The following is a 17085-nucleotide window of genomic DNA, read 5'->3' as shown; positions in this document are numbered from 1 at the left end:
ATATCCCGCTATTGCGGCTATCTTAATTGTCCGGTTGCGAAAAATCATTGAGCGGTAGGCCGAAACGCTTGTAAGGAAACCCTTCTTCTTCGGTAGCGACTTCCTGCGTTTGACGCGCATCGGCAAGCGTGAATCGCCGCGGAAATCGTGGAGGCTGGTTGGTTCAAGTTGATGTCGGTACAGCAACTGCGTTGCAGGCTGTCGGCCGCCAGGTACTCGACAATTTCACCCTCGAAATTATCGGGCATCAAACTTGCGACCCCGTTCACTTCGCCTCGACGACTGTCCTGCAACCATGCGATGGGACGATCGGCCGCGAGCGAATTAGCGTTTTGGTCGGCGGTGCTTGCCGCATCGGCGCTACTGAATGGGGATCTCGTACTCACGCTTACGGAGGAACTCCAGTTTGGAACGCAATGAACCGAGCCGTATCGCCACGACGCGCACCCTTCGCCGACTGGCTTTCGCGCTGTCCTTAACATGCTCCGTCTGGCTCATCGGTTGCGGCGGCGGGGGACAAGGGGCTAGTGGTGCGGGCGCGGGCGCAGGCTCGCAACAAATCGTGGATGTAAGCGCAACGTCGATGACGCTCAATGGCAGTCCGTGGCTTTCAAAAGGAGTGGCGCTGCAAGCATTCGTGCGCCCGCTCGCCGTACTGCAAACCGACGCCAGCGAGAGCGCCAGGCTCAATGCACGCCAAAACTTCGGAGCGTCCGAACTGGCGGCGATTCGCGCTTTTGGCGCGGATACCATTCGCTTTCAAATCGGCCAGCCGGCGCTCGATCCCGTTTCGCCGCTGTACGATTCGACGTATCTCTCGCAGGTGGTCGGCGCGATTCAGACTGCGCGTCAGGCGGGTTTCGTCGTGATGATCATGATGCAAGACGAGGCGATTAGCGGCGATCCGCATCCTCACCCATTGCCTACGGCCGAAACTCAGACGGATTGGGATTTGCTGGCCGCCCAGTTTGGCTCCGACCGAGGGGTGGTTTTTGAACTCTACAACGAGCCGAATCTGCCCGACACCTCGACAAATTGGCAACTTTGGCTCAACGGCGGCACGGCCCTTAACGAGACGACGCCGTCGATCGGCATGCAGCCGCTGATCAACCATCTTCGTGCCAATGGCGCCCAAAACGTGTTCGTCCTCGATGGCCTGCAGCTTGGGAAGACGTTGAACGGCCTGCCGGCAGTGGCGGACCCGTTGAACCGCTTGGTGTACGCCGTACATCCTTATCAAAATGGCTCTGCAAACGAGTCGCAGTGGGACACGCAGTTCGGACAGGCCAGCTCACGCGTGCCTGTATGGGCCGATGAGTGGTCGGCGCCGACAGGCATGTCGCTCGGACTCGGCAACTTGACGAGCTTTGATGTCGCCGTCGATCTGCTCAACTACCTGCGAGCGCATTCAATCTCCCTATGCACCGGCGCGTTCGACATGCCGAGGTTCGTCGTGCAGGATATTCCCGGATGGACCCTGACGAATTACGACGCGATCAGTTCGGGCAATAGCCAAACGGATGGGTCGGGCACGCTGGTTCACCACGACTTCGCCGCGAACTATTCGCGCGTATTGACGCAAGCCGACGGGCTGTGAGGCGATGCGCGATCAGAAGTCGCGCGTGCGTGGGATGACAACAGCCTGGCCGTGTAGTTTGCCCTCCTCGTCGAGAAGCTGCCACAGTGTAGCTTCCTCGATTATGAAGCGCTGGCCCGACTTGGTGACACGCACGCCCTTGTAGCCCGCCTCGTAGCCGAGCCGCTGTACCCGTTCAAGGAATTGCTGCCGCTCCTCGCGATTCGGGGCCTCGGCTGAGAGTCTGGACGGCAGTCGGATGATTTCGTCCCAGCTATATCCAAAGCGGCGCTGCGCGGCCTTGTTGGCGTAAATAAAGAGCGGGTCGGGATCGGTGTTGTGTGCGAGTACCGCAAACGGGGCACGCTCATAAAGCCATTCGGCAGCCTCGAGCACGGGCATGGTCTCTGGCACGAGAGGACGACCAAGAAGCTGGGCGTGGCTGGCGACAAGGAGCTGATAGAAGGCTAGATTGCGGTGGAGCGGGATCATCTGAGACATCTCGACGTGGAGTCTGCGCGACGGCGGAGGCGCTCACGATACAGCATCTGCGAGCGCGGGCTCATGATTTCGTGGCGACCAGCGGTAGCAGATGCTTTACTGGCAGGTGAGTCGCCGCATCATGCTACTTCTCGACGGCCCGACGCATGAGCATCACGAATCTCTCAGCGATTGCCGGCAGCGTTCTACCTCTTTTCTTCACGATGGCGATCGACCGCAGGAATGCGGGGTGATCGATCTCCTTCGCGACGAGCCCCGGTTCGGCGCGTAGCTCGCGCGCGGTCTCCGGCAGGATCGTCACGCCGAGGCCGGCCCGCACCATCGCCACGGCGGTCATCATGTAAGTCGGTTCGCACGCGATATCGAGCGGCTCCCGCGATTCGCTGAGGGCGGCATCGACGACCGCCCGCACGCTCGTTCCCGGCGCAGTGAGCACAAGAGAAGCCCGCGCGAGATCCCTCAAGCTGACTCGGCGTTTCCTCGCAAGCGAATGGTCACCCGGACACACGGCGACAAGCCGGTCGGCACCTGTACACAGCACTTCCAGCATCGGATCGAGCACGTCGCCGCCCGTCAGTCCGATGTCCGCTTCCTCGTTGCGCACCAGTGCATTGACCGTGCTGGCCACGACATCTCGAACCTCAAATGTCACGCGCGGCACCTCCCGCTTCATGTCGATGACGAGCTCGGGCAACGCGCTTGCCGCGAATGTCGGCAGACATGCGATGCGGATCGTGCCGCTTTGCCCTTCGCCCAGTGCACGCGCGTCGCGCAGTACGTTTTCCATGTCCTGCAACGACTTGCGCAAGAGCGGCAACAGTTCGCGCCCGGTCGGCGTCAGCGCCACGTTCCTGCTGTTGCGATCAAAAAGCCGCGCGCCGACCACCTCCTCCAGCCGCCGGATTTGCACGGTCAGCGCAGGCTGCGACAGATGCAGTCGTTCGGCCGCTCGCGTAAAGCTGCCCGCCTCGGCTACGGCGACGAGCGCACGGATGTCGCGAAGGTTCAGATCCATTATGAACAGTGATAGCTGCAATCAAACCATTTCAATTGCGTAATCGAATGACCGAACTTACTCTCCACCTCATCAGAAAACAAGATCCGGAGACACGTTCATGCTGCCTTTGCTCGGCCTGGCTACCATCGTCGTCCTGCTCGGGGCGATACTCTCGAAGCGCATGTCGCCGCTTGTCGCCCTCATCATCGTGCCGATCGCGGCGAGTCTGGTCGGCGGCTTCGGCTTGCACACCAGCAAGTTTGTCCTCGACGGATTGAAAAGCCTCGCACCCGTTGTCGGCATGTTCGTGTTCGCGATCCTCTACTTCGGCACCATCACCGATGCGGGCACGCTTGATCCGATCATCGACCGCATCCTGCGCGCGGTCGGCACGAAGCCGACGCGTATCGTCATGGGCACGACGCTGCTCGCGCTGCTCATCCATCTCGACGGCTCCGGCGCGGTGTGCTTCCTCGTCACGATTCCCGCCATGCTGCCGCTCTATGAACGACTGAACATGGACAAGCGCGTGCTCGCTGCGTCGGTGTCGATGGCGGCGGGCATCAATTTCCTGCCGTGGACAGGGCCGATGATCCGCGCGTCGGCATCGCTGCATCTGCCGATTTCGTCGCTCTTCGATCCCCTCATACCGGTGCAGGCCATCGGTCTCGTGTTCGTCTTCGGCATGGCGTGGACGCTCGGCCGGCGCGAAGAAAAACGTCTCGGCTATTCGTCCCCAGCCGGCTCGGTTCCGATACCCGAGCGCAAACTCACGCCAGAGGAAAAAGCGCTGCGCCGCCCGAAGAACTTCTGGTTCAACATCGTCCTCACCGTCGTCTTGCTCGGCACGATGGTCGCGATGGGCGAGAAGATTCCGCCGGCGATCGTGTTCATGGTCGGCCTGTGCATCGCACTCTTGGTGAATTACCCGAATGTCGATATGCAGCGAAAGCGCATCGACGCGCACTCGCGCGCCGCGCTGCTGATGGCGGGCATTCTGCTGGCCGCGGGCGTCTTCACCGGCATCATGCAAGGCAGCGGCATGCTAAAGGCGATGGCCCAGGCGGCCGTCGGCTTCGTGCCGCCCGCGATGGCCGGACACATTCCGGTTGCGCTCGGTCTTTTGTCGATGCCGCTCTCCATGCTGTTCGATCCCGATTCGTTCTATTTCGGCGTGTTGCCGGTGATTGCCGAGGTCGCGTCGCAATTGGGCGTGCCCACGGTGCATGTCGGACAGGCCGCGCTGCTCGGGCAGATGACGACCGGCTTCCCCGTGAGCCCGCTCACGCCCGCGACGTTTCTCGTTGTCGGCCTGTGCGGCATCGATCTCGCGGATCATCAGAAGTTCACGTTCCCGCTTTTGTTCGGCGCATCCATCGTGATGACGATCGCGTGCGTGCTGCTGGGCGTGTTTCCGTTGTAAGGGGTGGGCATCATGAAGGACATCATCAGGATCGGCGCGGGCGCAGGTTACTCGGGCGATCGCATAGAGCCGGCTGTCGAGTTGGCGGAGCACGGCACGCTCGACTACCTCGTCTTCGAATGCCTCGCTGAACGGACTATCGCCATCGCGCAGCAGGTGCGCCGGCGAGATCGGTCGGCAGGCTACGACCCGTTGCTCGACGCACGGATGCGGGCCGTGCTGCCGGTCACCGCTCGCCATCGCGTGCGCGTGCTGTCGAACATGGGGGCGGCCAATCCGCTTTCCGCCGCGCAAAAAACGGCGCAGATCGCCCGCGAACTGGGTCTGCAGAAGCTGAAGATCGCAGCCGTCATGGGCGACGATGTGCTCGACGTCGTTCTCGGCTCGTCCCTGCGTTTCGAGGAGTCGGGGGACGACGTTAGCGCATATGCCGACCGTATCGTGTCGGCCAATGCGTACCTCGGCGCCGCGCCGATCGTTGCGGCGCTGGCGGCTGGCGCGGATATCGTACTGACCGGGCGCGTCGCGGACCCATCTTTGTTTACGGCGCCGCTCGTTCACGAGTTCGGCTGGCGCATGGACGACTGGAACATGCTCGGTCAGGCCACCGTCGTCGGCCATCTGCTCGAATGCGCAGGTCAGGTGACGGGCGGCTATTTCGCCGACCCCGGCTGCAAGGACGTGCCCGACCTCGCGCGGCTTGGCTTTCCGATCGGCGAGGTCGATGCGCGCGGCGATGTCGTCATCGGCAAGGTCGCGCACGCGGGCGGTTGCGTAACCGAGGCGACTTGCAAGGAACAACTGCTTTACGAGATTCACGATCCGGCGCGTTACTACCAGCCCGACGTCGTCGCGGACTTCACGCAGGTCCGTGTCGCACAGGAGGCGAAAGACCGCGTGCGCGTGACGGGCGGACGCGGTGCCCCGCGCACCGGGACGCTGAAGGTATCGGTCGGGTACGTCGACGGGTACATCGGCGAAGGGCAGATCTCCTACGGTGGACCGAATGCGGTGGCGCGTGCGCGGCTCGCGCTCGATATCGTGCGCGAGCGGCTGGCGATCACGGGCGTCGATACCAGCGAACTGCGCACGGATCTGATCGGCGTCAACGCGCTTTACGGCGATAGCCTCCCAGCATCCCACGAAGCGCCGTACGAGGTTCGCTTGCGTGTGGCGGGCCGCGTTTCGAGCATGGACGAAGCGGTGCGCATCGGCAATGAAGTGGAAACGCTGTATACGAATGGACCATCGGGCGGCGGCGGCGTGACCAAAGGGGCGCGCGAAGTGCTCGCGGTGCAGTCCGTCCTGCTGCCCCGCGAACATGTGAAACCCGTCTTCGAGATCGTGGAGGCAAGCGATGAAACTGCGTGAACTCGCTCACGGACGCACCGGCGACAAGGGAAATACGCTCAACGTCTCCGTGATCTGCTTTGACGCGGCGCATTACGCGCATTTGCGCGAAGTATTGACGCCCGAGCGCGTGAAGGCGCATCTCGCCGATGTGGTTAAAGGCGACGTGCTGCGCTACGAACTTCCGCTTCTTGGGGCATTCAACTTCGTACTCGGGCAGGCACTCGGCGGAGGCGTGACCCGATCGCTCGCGCTCGACGCCCATGGCAAATCGATGAGCTCGGCCCTTCTGGACATAGATGTGAGCGAGCCCTATCGTCCGCTCATGGTCGAGTTCTGCAGGGCGTAATCGGCCGTGGCCGAACCGTTGCGGTCCGTCACTCGCACCCAAAGCGATCACTCAAGAATTTGTGCCGTATTTGCCTTTGTTGACTACGCGTTCACATTCCCGCAGGCGCGGAAGGCTCCGCCCGGGCCGCCAGCGCATACCCGACGCTTCGCGTAGCGTGCCCGTTCTTCGTTTTCGACGTCATGCGTGGAAACGAAATCGCTACGCTTGCTGCACGACATGCGCCAATCGCCAACGACGGCTTCGAAGTCAGCCGCGTACTGCGGTGGCGCGGCCGCCATGGCGCTTCTCGATAGGCTGGGGGATAGCCGTCCGCGCTGATACGCGCCCGTCATCCCCGCGCGCTCACAGCCCAGCGATGCACGTATATTTCAGCGTCGTATAGTCGTCGATGCCGAACCGCGAACCTTCTCGTCCCATGCCGGATTGCTTGACTCCGCCGAACGGCGCCATTTCGTTGGAAATCAGGCCGGTATTGACGCCGACCATGCCGTATTCCAGCGCCTCCGACATGCGGAATACCCTGCCCAGATCGCGGCTGTAAACATAGCTGGCCAGCCCATACTCGGTATCGTTGGCGAGTTCGATCACCTCGCTCTCCGATGTAAAGCGGAATAGCGCCGCCACGGGGCCGAACGTCTCCTCGCGCGCGACCTTCATGGCGCTCGTCGCATCCGCCAATACCGTCGGCTCGAAGAAGGTCCCGCCGAGTGCATGGCGCTTACCGCCGCACAGTAGGCGTGCGCCGTTCTCCAAGGCGTCGCCGATATGCTCGATCACCTTATCGACGGCAGATTCGTCGATCAGCGGCCCCTGCGTCACGCCCTCCTCGGTGCCGTCGCCGACCTTCAGCCTTTCCACGGCCGCGCAAAGACGGCGCGCGAATAGGTCGTACACTGCATCCTGAACGTAGAAGCGATTCGTACAAACGCACGTCTGCCCGGTGTTTCGGAACTTGCTCGCGATAGCGCCTTCCACGGCCGCATCGATATCCGCATCGTCGAAGACGATGAACGGCGCATTCCCGCCCAACTCCATCGACACCTTCTTGAGCGTCGAGCCGGCCTGCGTCATCAGCGTGCGTCCTACCTCGGTCGACCCCGTAAACGAGAGCTTCTTAACAAGAGGGCTGGTCGCGAGCGTCGTTCCGACCTCACCGGCCGAACCCGTGATCACCGAGAACACTCCCGCCGGGACGCCGGCGCGCTCGGCTAGCGCCGCGAGCGCCAGCGCGGACAGCGGCGTCTGCGATGCTGGCTTCACCACGATCGGGCAGCCCGCCGCCAGGGCCGGGCCCGCCTTTCGTGTAATCATCGCGAGCGGAAAATTCCAAGGCGTGATCGCCGCGCAAACGCCTACCGGCTCGCGCGTCACGAGGATTCGCTTGTCCGCCGACGGTCCCGCGATCACGCTGCCGTCGATGCGCTTCGCTTCCTCCGCGAACCACTCAAAATAGGCAGCTGCGTAACGGACTTCGCCGACCGCCTCGGCCACCGGTTTACCCTGCTCGGCCGTCATGATCCGGGCCAAGTCATCGATGTTCTCGAGCATGAGTTCGCACCAGCGGCGCAGCACGCCTGCGCGCGCTTTGACCGGTGTCCGGCGCCAGCCATGCGCCGCGTCCGCCGCTAGCGCAAGCGCCTCTTGCGTCTGCGCCGCGCCGAACCGCGGCACCGTTCCAACAATCCCGCCGGTGGCCGGATTTGTCACCGTGATGAGGCCGCCCGCGTCGGGCGCCCGCCATTGCCCACCGATGAAGGCTCCACTGCGCAGCAAAGCGGGATCGTTCAGCGACACCCGCTCGATTTTTCTATTCGTCTCGCTCACTGCTTGCCCTCCGGAAACGCAACCGCTTTGAGAATGCAGTTCCTTTGCTGCACCAGCAGGCCCCGCACGCGCTGTCTAAACTCCGTGAATTGCGCATCGGCCATCAGCGCTTTGCGGCGCACCTCGCGATCAGCCATGCTCTCGTAGCGCCATAGGAAAACGAGTTGATTCAATTCGCCCACTTCCGATTGGAAGCAACCGACCATGGGGCCCAGGTGTTTCTCCTGCGATTCGCGCCCCATCGACTGATAGTGCGCGATGTATTGCGGCACGCCACCGGGTACCACGGTGTACCTTCGTTCTTCGAGTATCACAGCACCGCCTCCAATTCATCGCGTGTCGAACCCACCTTCGCCGCAAACGCGCGCGTGACTTGCGCAAACGAGACGCCGTCCGCAAGCGCGGCCACGTACCGATCGGGACGAATGACGGCGATGGTGTGTCCTTGTTGCTGAAACCAAGGTTCCAGCGCGTTTTCGAGATCCTCGACGCAAATCGTCCGCTCCGTCCCGGCGAGCCGCTCGTTTCGCGAAACGCCGCTGCGCGAGCGCTCGACGCGAACGAAAGTCGCATTCATCGAACGCCAGAACGCTCGCCCGTCTTCATCGAGCGCTTCATAGGGATCGGTGCGCCAGCCGACGATCGCGAACCATGGCCCGAGCACGTCGTCCAATTTCAGCTTTTTGCGCCACCCGATTTCGACGTCCGGCTGGATGAACATACGGCCGATCGCCGTAGCGGCCACATTGGCCGTGTGGGCCGCCTCGCCCGACGGTTCGACGACGAGGCCGCCGTCATAACGAGGCATCGGCTTGAACTTCATCTGCAGCACATAGTCGCGCACAGCTCGAAGCGAGCCGAACGATTTGAAAAACGCGTCGCGAAGCAACGCGATAGCGGGGTTCGTCGGCATCAGGATTCGGCCGAAGGTATCAGCAAGATCGATCATTGCCTTCGCGTGGTTGCGCCTTTCCACTTCGTAGCTGAGCAATATCGACGAATCCATCTGCCCCTTCACCACGGCAGCGAGCTTCCAGGCGAGGTTGCCAGCATCCCGCAAACCGATGTTCAATCCCTGCCCGATCCAGGGCGGGCTTAGGTGCGCCGCATCGCCGGCAAACACCGTTCGACCCACGACGAACCGATTCGCCACGCGCGAGTGATGCGTATAGATGCGCGCCCGCACCACATCCAGACGATCCGCATCGTCGACGTACGGCGCAAGCAAGGATTTGACGGACGATTCTTCGACCAAGCGGTCCGCATCTTCATGCGGAAACACCATGAATTCCCAACGCCGGTAACCGAAGGGCAAATGAATGCATACGTTCGGCCGTCGTGGGTCGCAGTGCAGCGCGGTGTAGGGCGCGTCCAACTCGGCATTGCGCACGTCCACGACGAGCCATTTCATCGGGTGTGTGTTGCCCACCAGCGTCACGCCGACGAGGTCCCGCAGCGTGCTGCGGCCGCCATCCGCGGCGACGCAGTATTGCGCTTCGATCTCGCGCACGACGCCGTCGCGGTCGGTTACCGTCAGCGTCACGCTTTTCGCTCCCTGGCGAAGCGATGTGACTTCGGCGCCGAGCCGCATCCGGACGTGCGGGAAATTAGCCAAATGCTCCCGCAGCGTCGCCTCCGCGAGCTGCTGCATGAAGATGTTGCGTCGATACCAGCCGAACTCACGGGTAGCGGGGCGAATGTCGGCAAAGAGCCCGCCTTTCGCCGTAAACATCCTCAATGAAACGTTTTGGATGATGTCGTCGAGCAAGGCGTCGGCGACGCCGGCCGTCTGAAAGACGCGCAACGCTTCGTCATCCATGCCCACCGCGCGCGGATATGGCAGGATGTCTTCGCTGCGGTCGATCAGAATGGCGTCGATGCCGTACACGCCCAGCAGGTTGGCAATCGTGCATCCCACCGGCCCGGCGCCGACGATCGCCACGCTGGTACATATCTTTTCCATGATGTCTGAACTCACACGGCCTGCCCGGCTTTTAGCTTTCCCAGAAAATCGCCGAGGGCGAGCAGGAAGCCGACGGCGTTGTCGTCATGCACGTAATGCCCCGCATTGGCGACTTCACACCACGTGATGTGCGTATTGCGCCGGCACATCTCCTGTGCGGTATCGCTAGATAGGAAGTCCGAGTACTCTCCGCGAACGACGAGCGTTGGGCAGGCGATACCGTCCACGATAGGCCACAGGTCAACGCCCAATTCAGGCCGCTTCGCGAGCTCGATGCGCGCGCGGCCGATCCCCTCGGCGTCGTACTTCCAGACCACGGCCCCATCGTCGCTCTGCTTCAGCGTGAATTCGAGCCGCGAGTTCAAAGCTTGCTCGGAAATATTCGGCCGCTTGCCCCGCCAGAACCGCCGAGCGGCATCCCAATCGTCGAACCGCAAAGGCGTGGACTCGATTTCATGCACGATACGTTTCGCGCCGTCGGTCGAACTCGAGGAGCCCGGGCCAATGTCCTCTATGACGAGCGCGCTCACATTCTCCGGATGGCGCGCCGCATAAGCCAATGCATTCGTGCCGCCCAGAGAGTGGCCCACCAATACGAACGTATCGATACCGAGGTGGGTCACCATCGCTTCCAAGTCGTCGACGTAAGCCTGGGTGTAGTAGTTGCGTGCCGGATCCCAATCGCTGTCGCCACGTCCACGCTGATCGAGCGCGATCAGCCGCCACTCGCCGGAAAGGAACCTGGCCGTCGGCTCCCAGGTCATGGCATAGCTTCGCAGGCCATGCAGCAGAATCAGGGGAGGCCCGTCCTGCGGACCCCATTCGACATATCGCAGCGTCAATGCCCCGCTGCGAAATTCGCCCGTTCTCGGTTGCCACTCGCTCATCGCGCGTCACCCCTCTCGCAGGCTGTCAATGCAAGCCGTCCTGGCCTTTGATCTCGGAAGCCTTGATGCCGCCGAGCCGGGCATGCAGCCGGCCGCGCGAAGCGAATGCGAACGCGATGACGACTTCGTCCCGGTTCGGTGCGTCGGCGAACAGGGCAGAGACGGTGTCATAGTGCGAGCGCACGTACAACGCATCCTTATGCGCCAACGGGATGTCGATCGTCGTATTGACGCCGCCGCGCTTGCCTGTAGACGGCACCCACGCCTTGCCGCCGCCCACCGCATCGCGCACCGGATCGGCGAACACGCTCGTGAGGAATGCGTTCCCGTGCTCGTATTCTCCGTCCGCGCCGACGACGCAGGCTTTACCGTAGCTCTCGACCTTGTCATTGCCGAGCAACTGCCGAATGCGGCGGGCGAATTCATGGCCCAGCGCGGGCGACGCATTCACGACTTCGCTCAGGTCATGCACGCTGCGGCCCGCAAAAGGATTGAGAATCGCGGCAGCGATCACGATTTTGCGCAGCGGAGCGCCGTCTGCGTGAAGTCCGCTCTCGTTGGTGAGCGTGTCTTCGATTTGGGTGTACCACTTGCGAACTTGGAAGCTTTCGAAATTGGGAGACGTTTTCATGTCGGGATACCGGTTAGTCGAATAAAGGTTTCAGATCGATCGGATCGCTAGGCGCGTGATACTCGTGCAGAAGGCGCTTGCCCTCGCTATCGTCGAATACCAAGTCGCAGAAAAACTCGAGCCGATTGCCGTCCGGATCGTTGAAGTACAACCCGTACCCGATCTTGTGGTCGGTCGTCTTCACGACCTCCACGTTCTTGCGCAGGAGCATTCCGTACAAGCGCCGCAAGTAGGTCACGTCATCGCCGATCTCAAGGCCATAGTGCTGCAGGCCACGCTTGATGGGCGGTTTCGATTCGTCGGTGCGAATCAGCGCGATGTCGTGGTGCTTCTTGCCGAAAGACATAAACACCCACTCTTCGCCACGCGCCGTTTCCTCCATGCCGAGCACTTCTTCGTACCACTTACCGGATGCGATCGGATCGCGAACGTAAAGCGCAATGTGCGTGCGTTTGACGTTGGGTTTTTCCATGTAAGGCCTCAATGATGTTGAGGAGGGTTATCTACGGTGAGTACCGGCGTCCACGCGACATCGGTGATTTCGCTGAACTCGCGCCATTCCTTGAACCAGGTCTGCCCGCCATCCTCGGTCCTGAACAAGTGGCCGTATTTCGAGCCGGCGAACATGAGAAGCGGATCCGCTTCGTGTACGCCGACGGCCCAAAACGCCGAGTTGGGCGATTGAATCAAAGGCACTTCGGCCCACGTTTCGCCGAGATCCGTCGACTTGAGCACCTTGCTCGTATGACCGGGCGTGGAATCGCCGATCACGAGGAACGCTTCGTTGGTGCCTGGCCGGACCCGCACGGTGCGCGCATAACGCAGCGTCCATTCGAGTTTTGCGTTGAAACCCTTCCAGGTTTTACCGTCGTCCTTGGAGACATAAATCGCATTCACCACGACGACGAGCAAGGTTTGCGGCGGCCCGGGAATGAAGGTGACGCAATGGATATCGGAGTTGGCCACTCCGCCTCGCTCGCCGTCGATCCGCTCCCAGGTTTCGCCCGCGTCCCGGCTGCGAAACAATCCTCCCTCTTCGATGCCGAACCATAAGTGCTTCGAATTCGACGGATCGATCGCGCACGTCAGCACGCGAGGCTTGCTCACGCCGGCGCACCGCTCGGGAATTTCCGGCGGGAGCTTCGTCCAGCTCTCGCCGCCGTCGGTGGAGCGAAAGAAGCCGGCGCGCGAGGGGGCGCCCGTGCCGCAGAGCATATGGTTGGGATTGCTCGGATCGAAACAGATCGACCACACCGTCTGGCCGTTCAGGATCGAATCGATACGCTTCCAATTGACGCCCCCATCCGTGCTCTTGCACAGGCCGACATCGGCGCCGGCGAACACCACGGAGGGGTTGGCCGGATGCACCGCCAGGCTGCGCACCACGCCGTCGAATTCGATGTCCTGATCCAGGTCGAGCCGTTTCCACGACTTCCCGTTATCGGAGCTCCGCAGGATTCCCTGGCCGGCGGTTGCGACCAGAATGGTTTTGTTCACTAGCTGCTCCTCTTTACAGAAAAATGCCTCGCGAGATCCCGCCATCGGCGCCGATCGACTCTCCCGTGATCGCCGCGGCCCTAGGCGAGGCCATGAACGTGGCGATCCAAGCCATTTCCTCGGGCTGGAGCACGCGGCGAATGGGCGTGACCTTGATGTAGTTCTGCTCGACTTGCTCGGCCGTCAGTCCCTGCTTGGCGGCTTCCTTTTCGTAGAGCTCATGGATGTGCGGTGTTTCGACGACGCCCGGGTGAATCGTGTTGACGGTGATATTGAAAGGGCCTAACTGATCCGACAGCACCTTCGTCATGTGGACGATCGCCACGTTGCGCATGCCCGACAACTGCTTGCTCCCGCGCCCCGTCAGCCCGCCGATGTTGAGGATGCGTCCGTACCGCTGGCGCTTCATGATCGGCGCGACCGCCTTCGCGCAGCGGAAGTAGCCCACGACCTTGATATCGATGTCTTTCAAGAGGCCGTCCGCGTCGGCATCTTCGAGTTCGGAACGGACGAGGCCGCCCGGGTGCGCCGCGCCGTTGATCAAGATATCGATGCGACCGAAGCGCTTCGCCGCCTGATCGACGCCAGCCTCCACCGAGGCAGTGCTTGAGGTGTCGACCGACACGCAAGCGATTTCTCCCGAACCGGCCGGCAAGCGCGAGCGGATCTCGGCCGCGGCCTCTTCGAGGTGGTGCATGCGCCGTGCAGCCAACACGACATTCACGCCTTCACCGGCCAGTTGCTCGGCAATGGCCTTGCCGATGCCCATGCTGCCCCCCGTGATGAATGCCGTCTGGCCTCGCAATTCCAAATCCATGTCACGCTCCGTTTTCAATCGACGTTGATCCAAACGCTCTTTGTTTCGAGGTAGTTTTCGATGCCTTTGCGGCCCAGCTCGCGGCCCCATCCCGACTCTTTGAAGCCGCCGAAAGGCGACGCGGGGTCCGTCACGTTGTAGCAATTCACCCAGACGGTGCCGGCCTTCAGTTGCGCTGCAATCCGGTGCGCTTGCTTGACGTCGCGCGTCCATACGCCCGCCGCGAGACCGAACGGCGAATCGTTCGCGCGGTTCACGAGGTCGTCGATATCGTCCCAAGGCATCGCCGTCAGCACGGGGCCGAAGATTTCCTCTTTGACGATGCGAGCGCTGTCTCGGGTATCGACAAACACCGTCGGTTCGAAGAAGTAGCCCTCCGGTCGGTCGTGCGGACGGCCGCCACCGGTGACCGTCGTGCCGCCCTCGTTGCGCCCGATGTCCACGTAGTCGCTCACGCGCTGATGCTGAAGCGACGAGACAAGCGGCCCCATCTGCGTGCCGGCTGCAAGCCCTGGACCGATCCGAATCGATTGGGCCTTCGATGCGACATCGGCAACGACGCGATCGAAGTGCTTTCGATGGATATAGAGCCGGGAGCCCGCCGTGCAGACCTGACCTTGGTTGTAGAAGATCGCGGTGGCCGCGGCTTCCGCCACTTCGGCGGGATCGGCATCGGGCAAGATGATGTTGGGCGATTTCCCGCCCAGTTCGAGCGTGACGCGCTTGAGCGAATCCGCACATTGGCGCGCAATGCTTTTGCCGACCTGCGTCGAGCCCGTGAACGCGATCTTGTCCACGCCGGGGTGGGCGACGAGCGCGGCGCCCGCGCTCGCGCCTCGTCCTGTCAGGACGTTCACGATGCCGGCCGGAAAACCTGCCTCGTCGATGAGTTCGGCCAATCGCAACGCGGTGAGCGGCGTCTGCTCGGCGGGCTTCAAAATGCAGCCGCAGCCGGCCGCGAGCGCCGGCGCCAGCTTCCACGCGGCCATCGAAAGAGGGAAATTCCACGGAACGATCAGCCCGCACACACCCACGGGTTCGCTGCGTGTGTAGTTCAAGAAAGTCCGCCCTGCGCTCGGCGATACGGGAATCGTCGCGCCTTCGAGCTTGCTAGGCCAACCCGCGAAGTAACGAAACATTTTCGCGGCGCCCGCCACGTCGCCGTTTAGGGCGGCCGTCAGCGGCTTGCCGTTATCGAGCGATTCGAGCTCAGCCAATTCCTGCGCGTTGGCCTCGATGAGATCGGCCAAGCGGTTCAGCAAGCGCCCTCGATCGATCGGGGTCATCTTGCGCCAAGCGTTCGATTCGAGCGCCGCGCGAGCCGCGCGCACGGCGGCATCGACATCGACGGGCCCTGCGTCGGCCACGCTGGTGATTACCGTTCCGCTCGCAGGATCCAACGTGTCGAAGGTCGTCCCCTCGGCCGCGTCGAACCAAGCCCCATTGATGAACAGCCGATGCGGGCGCGTTGCAAAACGACGCGCCGCTTCGCCGATGAGATCGCGCCAACTACTCATGTCGGTAGACATATGTCTGAATCCGGTAGGGGGTGCTCAGGCGAGCACCATTTCGATCAGGGAAGGGCCGCTCGTGTGAGCAAGCGCCTGGTCGAGCGCAGCTTCGAGCTCGCGCGTGGTCGATGCGCGAACGGCGGGTACGCCGTACCCCGCCGCCAGCGAGGGCCAGTCGAATGCGGGATCGTCGAGCTCCGTCAGTGCGCGGGCCTGGGGACCGAACGCCACACTGCCTGCTCGGCGCAGCTCCGTCTGCAAAATTCCGTAGCGGCGATTGGACGTGATCAGCATGACGATGGGTAGACGCTCGCGCGCCATCGTCCACAACGATTGGATCGTGTACTGCGCACTGCCGTCCGATTGCAGCGCGAACACGCGGCGCTGCGGACACGCGATGGCGGCGCCCAGCGCGACAGGCAGCCCTTGTCCGATGGCGCCTCCCGTGTTGGTGAGAATCGTGTGGCGCGCGGCCGAAGCCGATGCGGTGACGAACGGATAGCCGCAGGTCCCGCCCTCCACCGAAACGATCGCTTCATCGGGCAGCGCGTTCGAGAGCACCTTGCCGACGAGCGCGGGATCGAGCGCGCAATCGGGGATCGCATAGCGCGACGGCGACACGCCGGTTTCGCGGCCGCTCGATCCGACGACTTGAGCAAGGCGCACGAGCGCGCCCTCCCCGCATTCCGTTACATCGGCGAGCGTCGTCAATCGTCGCTCGTCGACGAGCATGCTGGGCAACCCCTCATAGCCGAAGTACGCCACGGGAGCGATCGTTTCCACCAACACCACCGCGTCGGCAGCCTCGAGCTGTTCGATCGCCTTCTCTGGAAAATACGGCAGACGATCGATATCGGGCAGCCCGCCGCCGCGCTCCGTGCGAGCAGGAAAGGTCTCGCTGAAGAAACGCACGGCGGGGTTCTCGCCGATTCGACCGGCGGCACGCTGCCCGCGTTCGGACAGCGCACCACCGCCCAGCAGGAACACGACGCGCTTGCCGGAGCGCAGCATTTGCGCGACGGCCTCGACGCGCGATTCGTCGAATCTGCGCGGGGAGGCAATCAACCCGGGCGCACTGGCGCTCGACGGAGCCGGATGTTGCTGATGATCGACGGGAAACACGAGCGTCGAAATGCTGCCCGGCGCCTTCAACGCAGCTTGAAATGCTTCGACCGTATCGCCCTCGATATCCGCCGTCGATTCGATCGTCCTGACCATACCGCTCACCGGGCGAGCCAGCGAGTGAATGTCGGAGGTCAACGGCGCGTCGTATGGCAGATGCCAGCTGGCGTGATCGCCGACGATGTTGACGATCGGCGTGCGCGCGCGCCTTGCGTTGTGCAAGTTGGCGATGCCGTTCGCGAACCCCGGGCCGAGATGCAGCAGCGTGAGCGCCGGCTTGCCCGTCATCCGTCCATATCCGTCGGCCGCCCCCGTGCAAACGCCTTCGAACAAACCCAGCACGGCTCGGATTCCCGGCACCACATCGAGCGCGGCGACGAGCGGCATTTCCGTCGTACCGGGATTGGCAAAGCAAATCTCGGCGCCCGCGGCGCGCGCAGCCAGCAGCAGACGTTCGGCGCCGCTCGTGGCAGCTTCGGCGCCCTTCGTTTCCGGGGCGGGGGAATAGGTAGTTTCCAATCGGCTTGTCCTGAGGGAGAGGCGACGCAGCAGATCCGAGCCGCGATCGATGGGAAGTCATGCTAGTCCCGCATTTCGAGATTGTCAAATCCACCGATCGACATATTTTCGTCCA

General features: G+C 62.7%; 16 protein-coding genes. 4 read left to right on the top strand and 12 right to left on the bottom strand.

Annotated features, from left to right (window positions below):
- Nucleotides 1-406: 406 nt before the first annotated feature.
- Nucleotides 407-1597 (top strand): cellulase family glycosylhydrolase, encoded by a 1191-nt coding sequence (locus tag C0Z18_RS27095; protein ID WP_158244304.1) that lies wholly within the window; start codon nucleotides 407-409, stop codon nucleotides 1595-1597.
- A 12-nt stretch (nucleotides 1598-1609) separates the two neighbouring features.
- On the opposite strand, the gene C0Z18_RS27090 is transcribed toward C0Z18_RS27095, so the two are convergent.
- On the bottom strand, nucleotides 1610-2068 hold the full coding sequence (locus tag C0Z18_RS27090) for an MEKHLA domain-containing protein (RefSeq protein ID WP_102648533.1): 459 nt from the start codon (nucleotides 2066-2068) through the stop codon (nucleotides 1610-1612).
- 133 nt (nucleotides 2069-2201) lie between these two features.
- Nucleotides 2202-3092: a LysR family transcriptional regulator gene (locus C0Z18_RS27085; RefSeq protein ID WP_102648518.1), complete on the bottom strand. Its 891-nt coding sequence runs from the start codon at nucleotides 3090-3092 to the stop codon at nucleotides 2202-2204.
- A gap of 100 nt (nucleotides 3093-3192) precedes the next feature.
- On the opposite strand from C0Z18_RS27085, the gene C0Z18_RS27080 reads away from it, so the two are divergent.
- Genes C0Z18_RS27080 through C0Z18_RS27070 form a run of 3 tightly spaced genes read left to right on the top strand, consistent with a single transcriptional unit; the run spans nucleotide 3193 to nucleotide 6196 of the window.
- On the top strand, nucleotides 3193-4497 hold the full coding sequence (locus tag C0Z18_RS27080) for a CitMHS family transporter (protein WP_102648517.1): 1305 nt from the start codon (nucleotides 3193-3195) through the stop codon (nucleotides 4495-4497).
- Nucleotides 4498-4509: 12 nt separating this feature from the next.
- Nucleotides 4510-5868: an acyclic terpene utilization AtuA family protein gene (locus C0Z18_RS27075; RefSeq protein WP_102648532.1), complete on the top strand. Its 1359-nt coding sequence runs from the start codon at nucleotides 4510-4512 to the stop codon at nucleotides 5866-5868.
- Nucleotides 5855-6196: an AtuA-related protein gene (locus tag C0Z18_RS27070; protein WP_102648516.1), complete on the top strand. Its 342-nt coding sequence runs from the start codon at nucleotides 5855-5857 to the stop codon at nucleotides 6194-6196. The genes C0Z18_RS27075 and C0Z18_RS27070 overlap by 14 nt, the downstream gene beginning before the upstream one ends.
- Before the next feature lie 345 nt (nucleotides 6197-6541).
- Here the strand turns inward: C0Z18_RS27070 and C0Z18_RS27060 are convergent, their stop codons facing one another.
- From C0Z18_RS27060 to C0Z18_RS27015, 10 genes are read right to left on the bottom strand one after another with little or no spacing between them, the layout of a single operon-like run.
- Nucleotides 6542-8002, bottom strand: coding sequence for an NAD-dependent succinate-semialdehyde dehydrogenase (locus tag C0Z18_RS27060; protein WP_102648531.1), 1461 nt, complete (start codon nucleotides 8000-8002; stop codon nucleotides 6542-6544).
- Nucleotides 8003-8019: 17 nt separating this feature from the next.
- Complete coding sequence (locus C0Z18_RS27055) at nucleotides 8020-8337, bottom strand: NIPSNAP family protein (RefSeq protein WP_102648514.1); 318 nt, start codon at nucleotides 8335-8337, stop codon at nucleotides 8020-8022.
- Entirely contained in the window at nucleotides 8334-9986 is a 1653-nt protein-coding gene (locus tag C0Z18_RS27050; protein WP_102648513.1) for a bifunctional 3-(3-hydroxy-phenyl)propionate/3-hydroxycinnamic acid hydroxylase, read from the bottom strand. Before C0Z18_RS27050 ends, C0Z18_RS27055 begins: the two co-directional genes overlap by 4 nt.
- An 11-nt stretch (nucleotides 9987-9997) precedes the next feature.
- Nucleotides 9998-10873 (bottom strand): alpha/beta fold hydrolase, encoded by an 876-nt coding sequence (locus C0Z18_RS27045; RefSeq protein ID WP_102648512.1) that lies wholly within the window; start codon nucleotides 10871-10873, stop codon nucleotides 9998-10000.
- A 25-nt stretch (nucleotides 10874-10898) separates the two neighbouring features.
- Nucleotides 10899-11504, bottom strand: a complete 606-nt coding sequence (locus C0Z18_RS27040; RefSeq protein ID WP_102648511.1) for an amino acid synthesis family protein — start codon at nucleotides 11502-11504, stop codon at nucleotides 10899-10901.
- Nucleotides 11505-11517: 13 nt separating this feature from the next.
- Nucleotides 11518-11976 carry a VOC family protein gene (locus C0Z18_RS27035; RefSeq protein WP_102648510.1) on the bottom strand — a complete coding sequence of 153 codons (459 nt, stop codon included), beginning with the start codon at nucleotides 11974-11976 and terminating at the stop codon, nucleotides 11518-11520.
- 8 nt (nucleotides 11977-11984) lie between these two features.
- Entirely contained in the window at nucleotides 11985-13001 is a 1017-nt protein-coding gene (locus tag C0Z18_RS27030) for a WD40/YVTN/BNR-like repeat-containing protein (protein ID WP_102648509.1), read from the bottom strand.
- Nucleotides 13002-13014: 13 nt separating this feature from the next.
- Nucleotides 13015-13818, bottom strand: coding sequence for an SDR family NAD(P)-dependent oxidoreductase (locus C0Z18_RS27025; RefSeq protein ID WP_102648508.1), 804 nt, complete (start codon nucleotides 13816-13818; stop codon nucleotides 13015-13017).
- 14 nt (nucleotides 13819-13832) lie between these two features.
- Nucleotides 13833-15347, bottom strand: coding sequence for an aldehyde dehydrogenase family protein (locus tag C0Z18_RS27020; protein WP_269845335.1), 1515 nt, complete (start codon nucleotides 15345-15347; stop codon nucleotides 13833-13835).
- A 24-nt stretch (nucleotides 15348-15371) separates the two neighbouring features.
- Nucleotides 15372-16970, bottom strand: coding sequence for an acetolactate synthase large subunit (locus tag C0Z18_RS27015; RefSeq protein WP_102648506.1), 1599 nt, complete (start codon nucleotides 16968-16970; stop codon nucleotides 15372-15374).
- Between the last annotated feature and the right edge of the window lie 115 nt (nucleotides 16971-17085).

The organism is Trinickia dabaoshanensis, assembly GCF_002879885.1.
GTDB classification, from domain to species: Bacteria; Pseudomonadota; Gammaproteobacteria; order Burkholderiales; family Burkholderiaceae; genus Trinickia; species Trinickia dabaoshanensis.
Note: the sequence above shows the minus strand (reverse complement) of the source record. Positions and strands in the feature narration are given on the sequence as shown.

What these genes read in the sequence shown, in the direction of transcription:
- C0Z18_RS27090 (WP_102648533.1), bottom strand. Translation starts at nt 2,068, where the DNA reads ATGATCCCGCTCCACCGCAATCTAGCCTTCTATCAGCTCCTTGTCGCC.
- C0Z18_RS27085 (WP_102648518.1), bottom strand. Translation starts at nt 3,092, where the DNA reads ATGGATCTGAACCTTCGCGACATCCGTGCGCTCGTCGCCGTAGCCGAG.
- C0Z18_RS27080 (WP_102648517.1), top strand. Translation starts at nt 3,193, where the DNA reads ATGCTGCCTTTGCTCGGCCTGGCTACCATCGTCGTCCTGCTCGGGGCG.
- C0Z18_RS27075 (WP_102648532.1), top strand. Translation starts at nt 4,510, where the DNA reads ATGAAGGACATCATCAGGATCGGCGCGGGCGCAGGTTACTCGGGCGAT.
- C0Z18_RS27070 (WP_102648516.1), top strand. Translation starts at nt 5,855, where the DNA reads ATGAAACTGCGTGAACTCGCTCACGGACGCACCGGCGACAAGGGAAAT.
- C0Z18_RS27050 (WP_102648513.1), bottom strand. Translation starts at nt 9,986, where the DNA reads ATGGAAAAGATATGTACCAGCGTGGCGATCGTCGGCGCCGGGCCGGTG.
- C0Z18_RS27045 (WP_102648512.1), bottom strand. Translation starts at nt 10,873, where the DNA reads ATGAGCGAGTGGCAACCGAGAACGGGCGAATTTCGCAGCGGGGCATTG.
- C0Z18_RS27040 (WP_102648511.1), bottom strand. Translation starts at nt 11,504, where the DNA reads ATGAAAACGTCTCCCAATTTCGAAAGCTTCCAAGTTCGCAAGTGGTAC.
- C0Z18_RS27035 (WP_102648510.1), bottom strand. Translation starts at nt 11,976, where the DNA reads ATGGAAAAACCCAACGTCAAACGCACGCACATTGCGCTTTACGTTCGC.
- C0Z18_RS27025 (WP_102648508.1), bottom strand. Translation starts at nt 13,818, where the DNA reads ATGGATTTGGAATTGCGAGGCCAGACGGCATTCATCACGGGGGGCAGC.
- C0Z18_RS27020 (WP_269845335.1), bottom strand. Translation starts at nt 15,347, where the DNA reads ATGTCTACCGACATGAGTAGTTGGCGCGATCTCATCGGCGAAGCGGCG.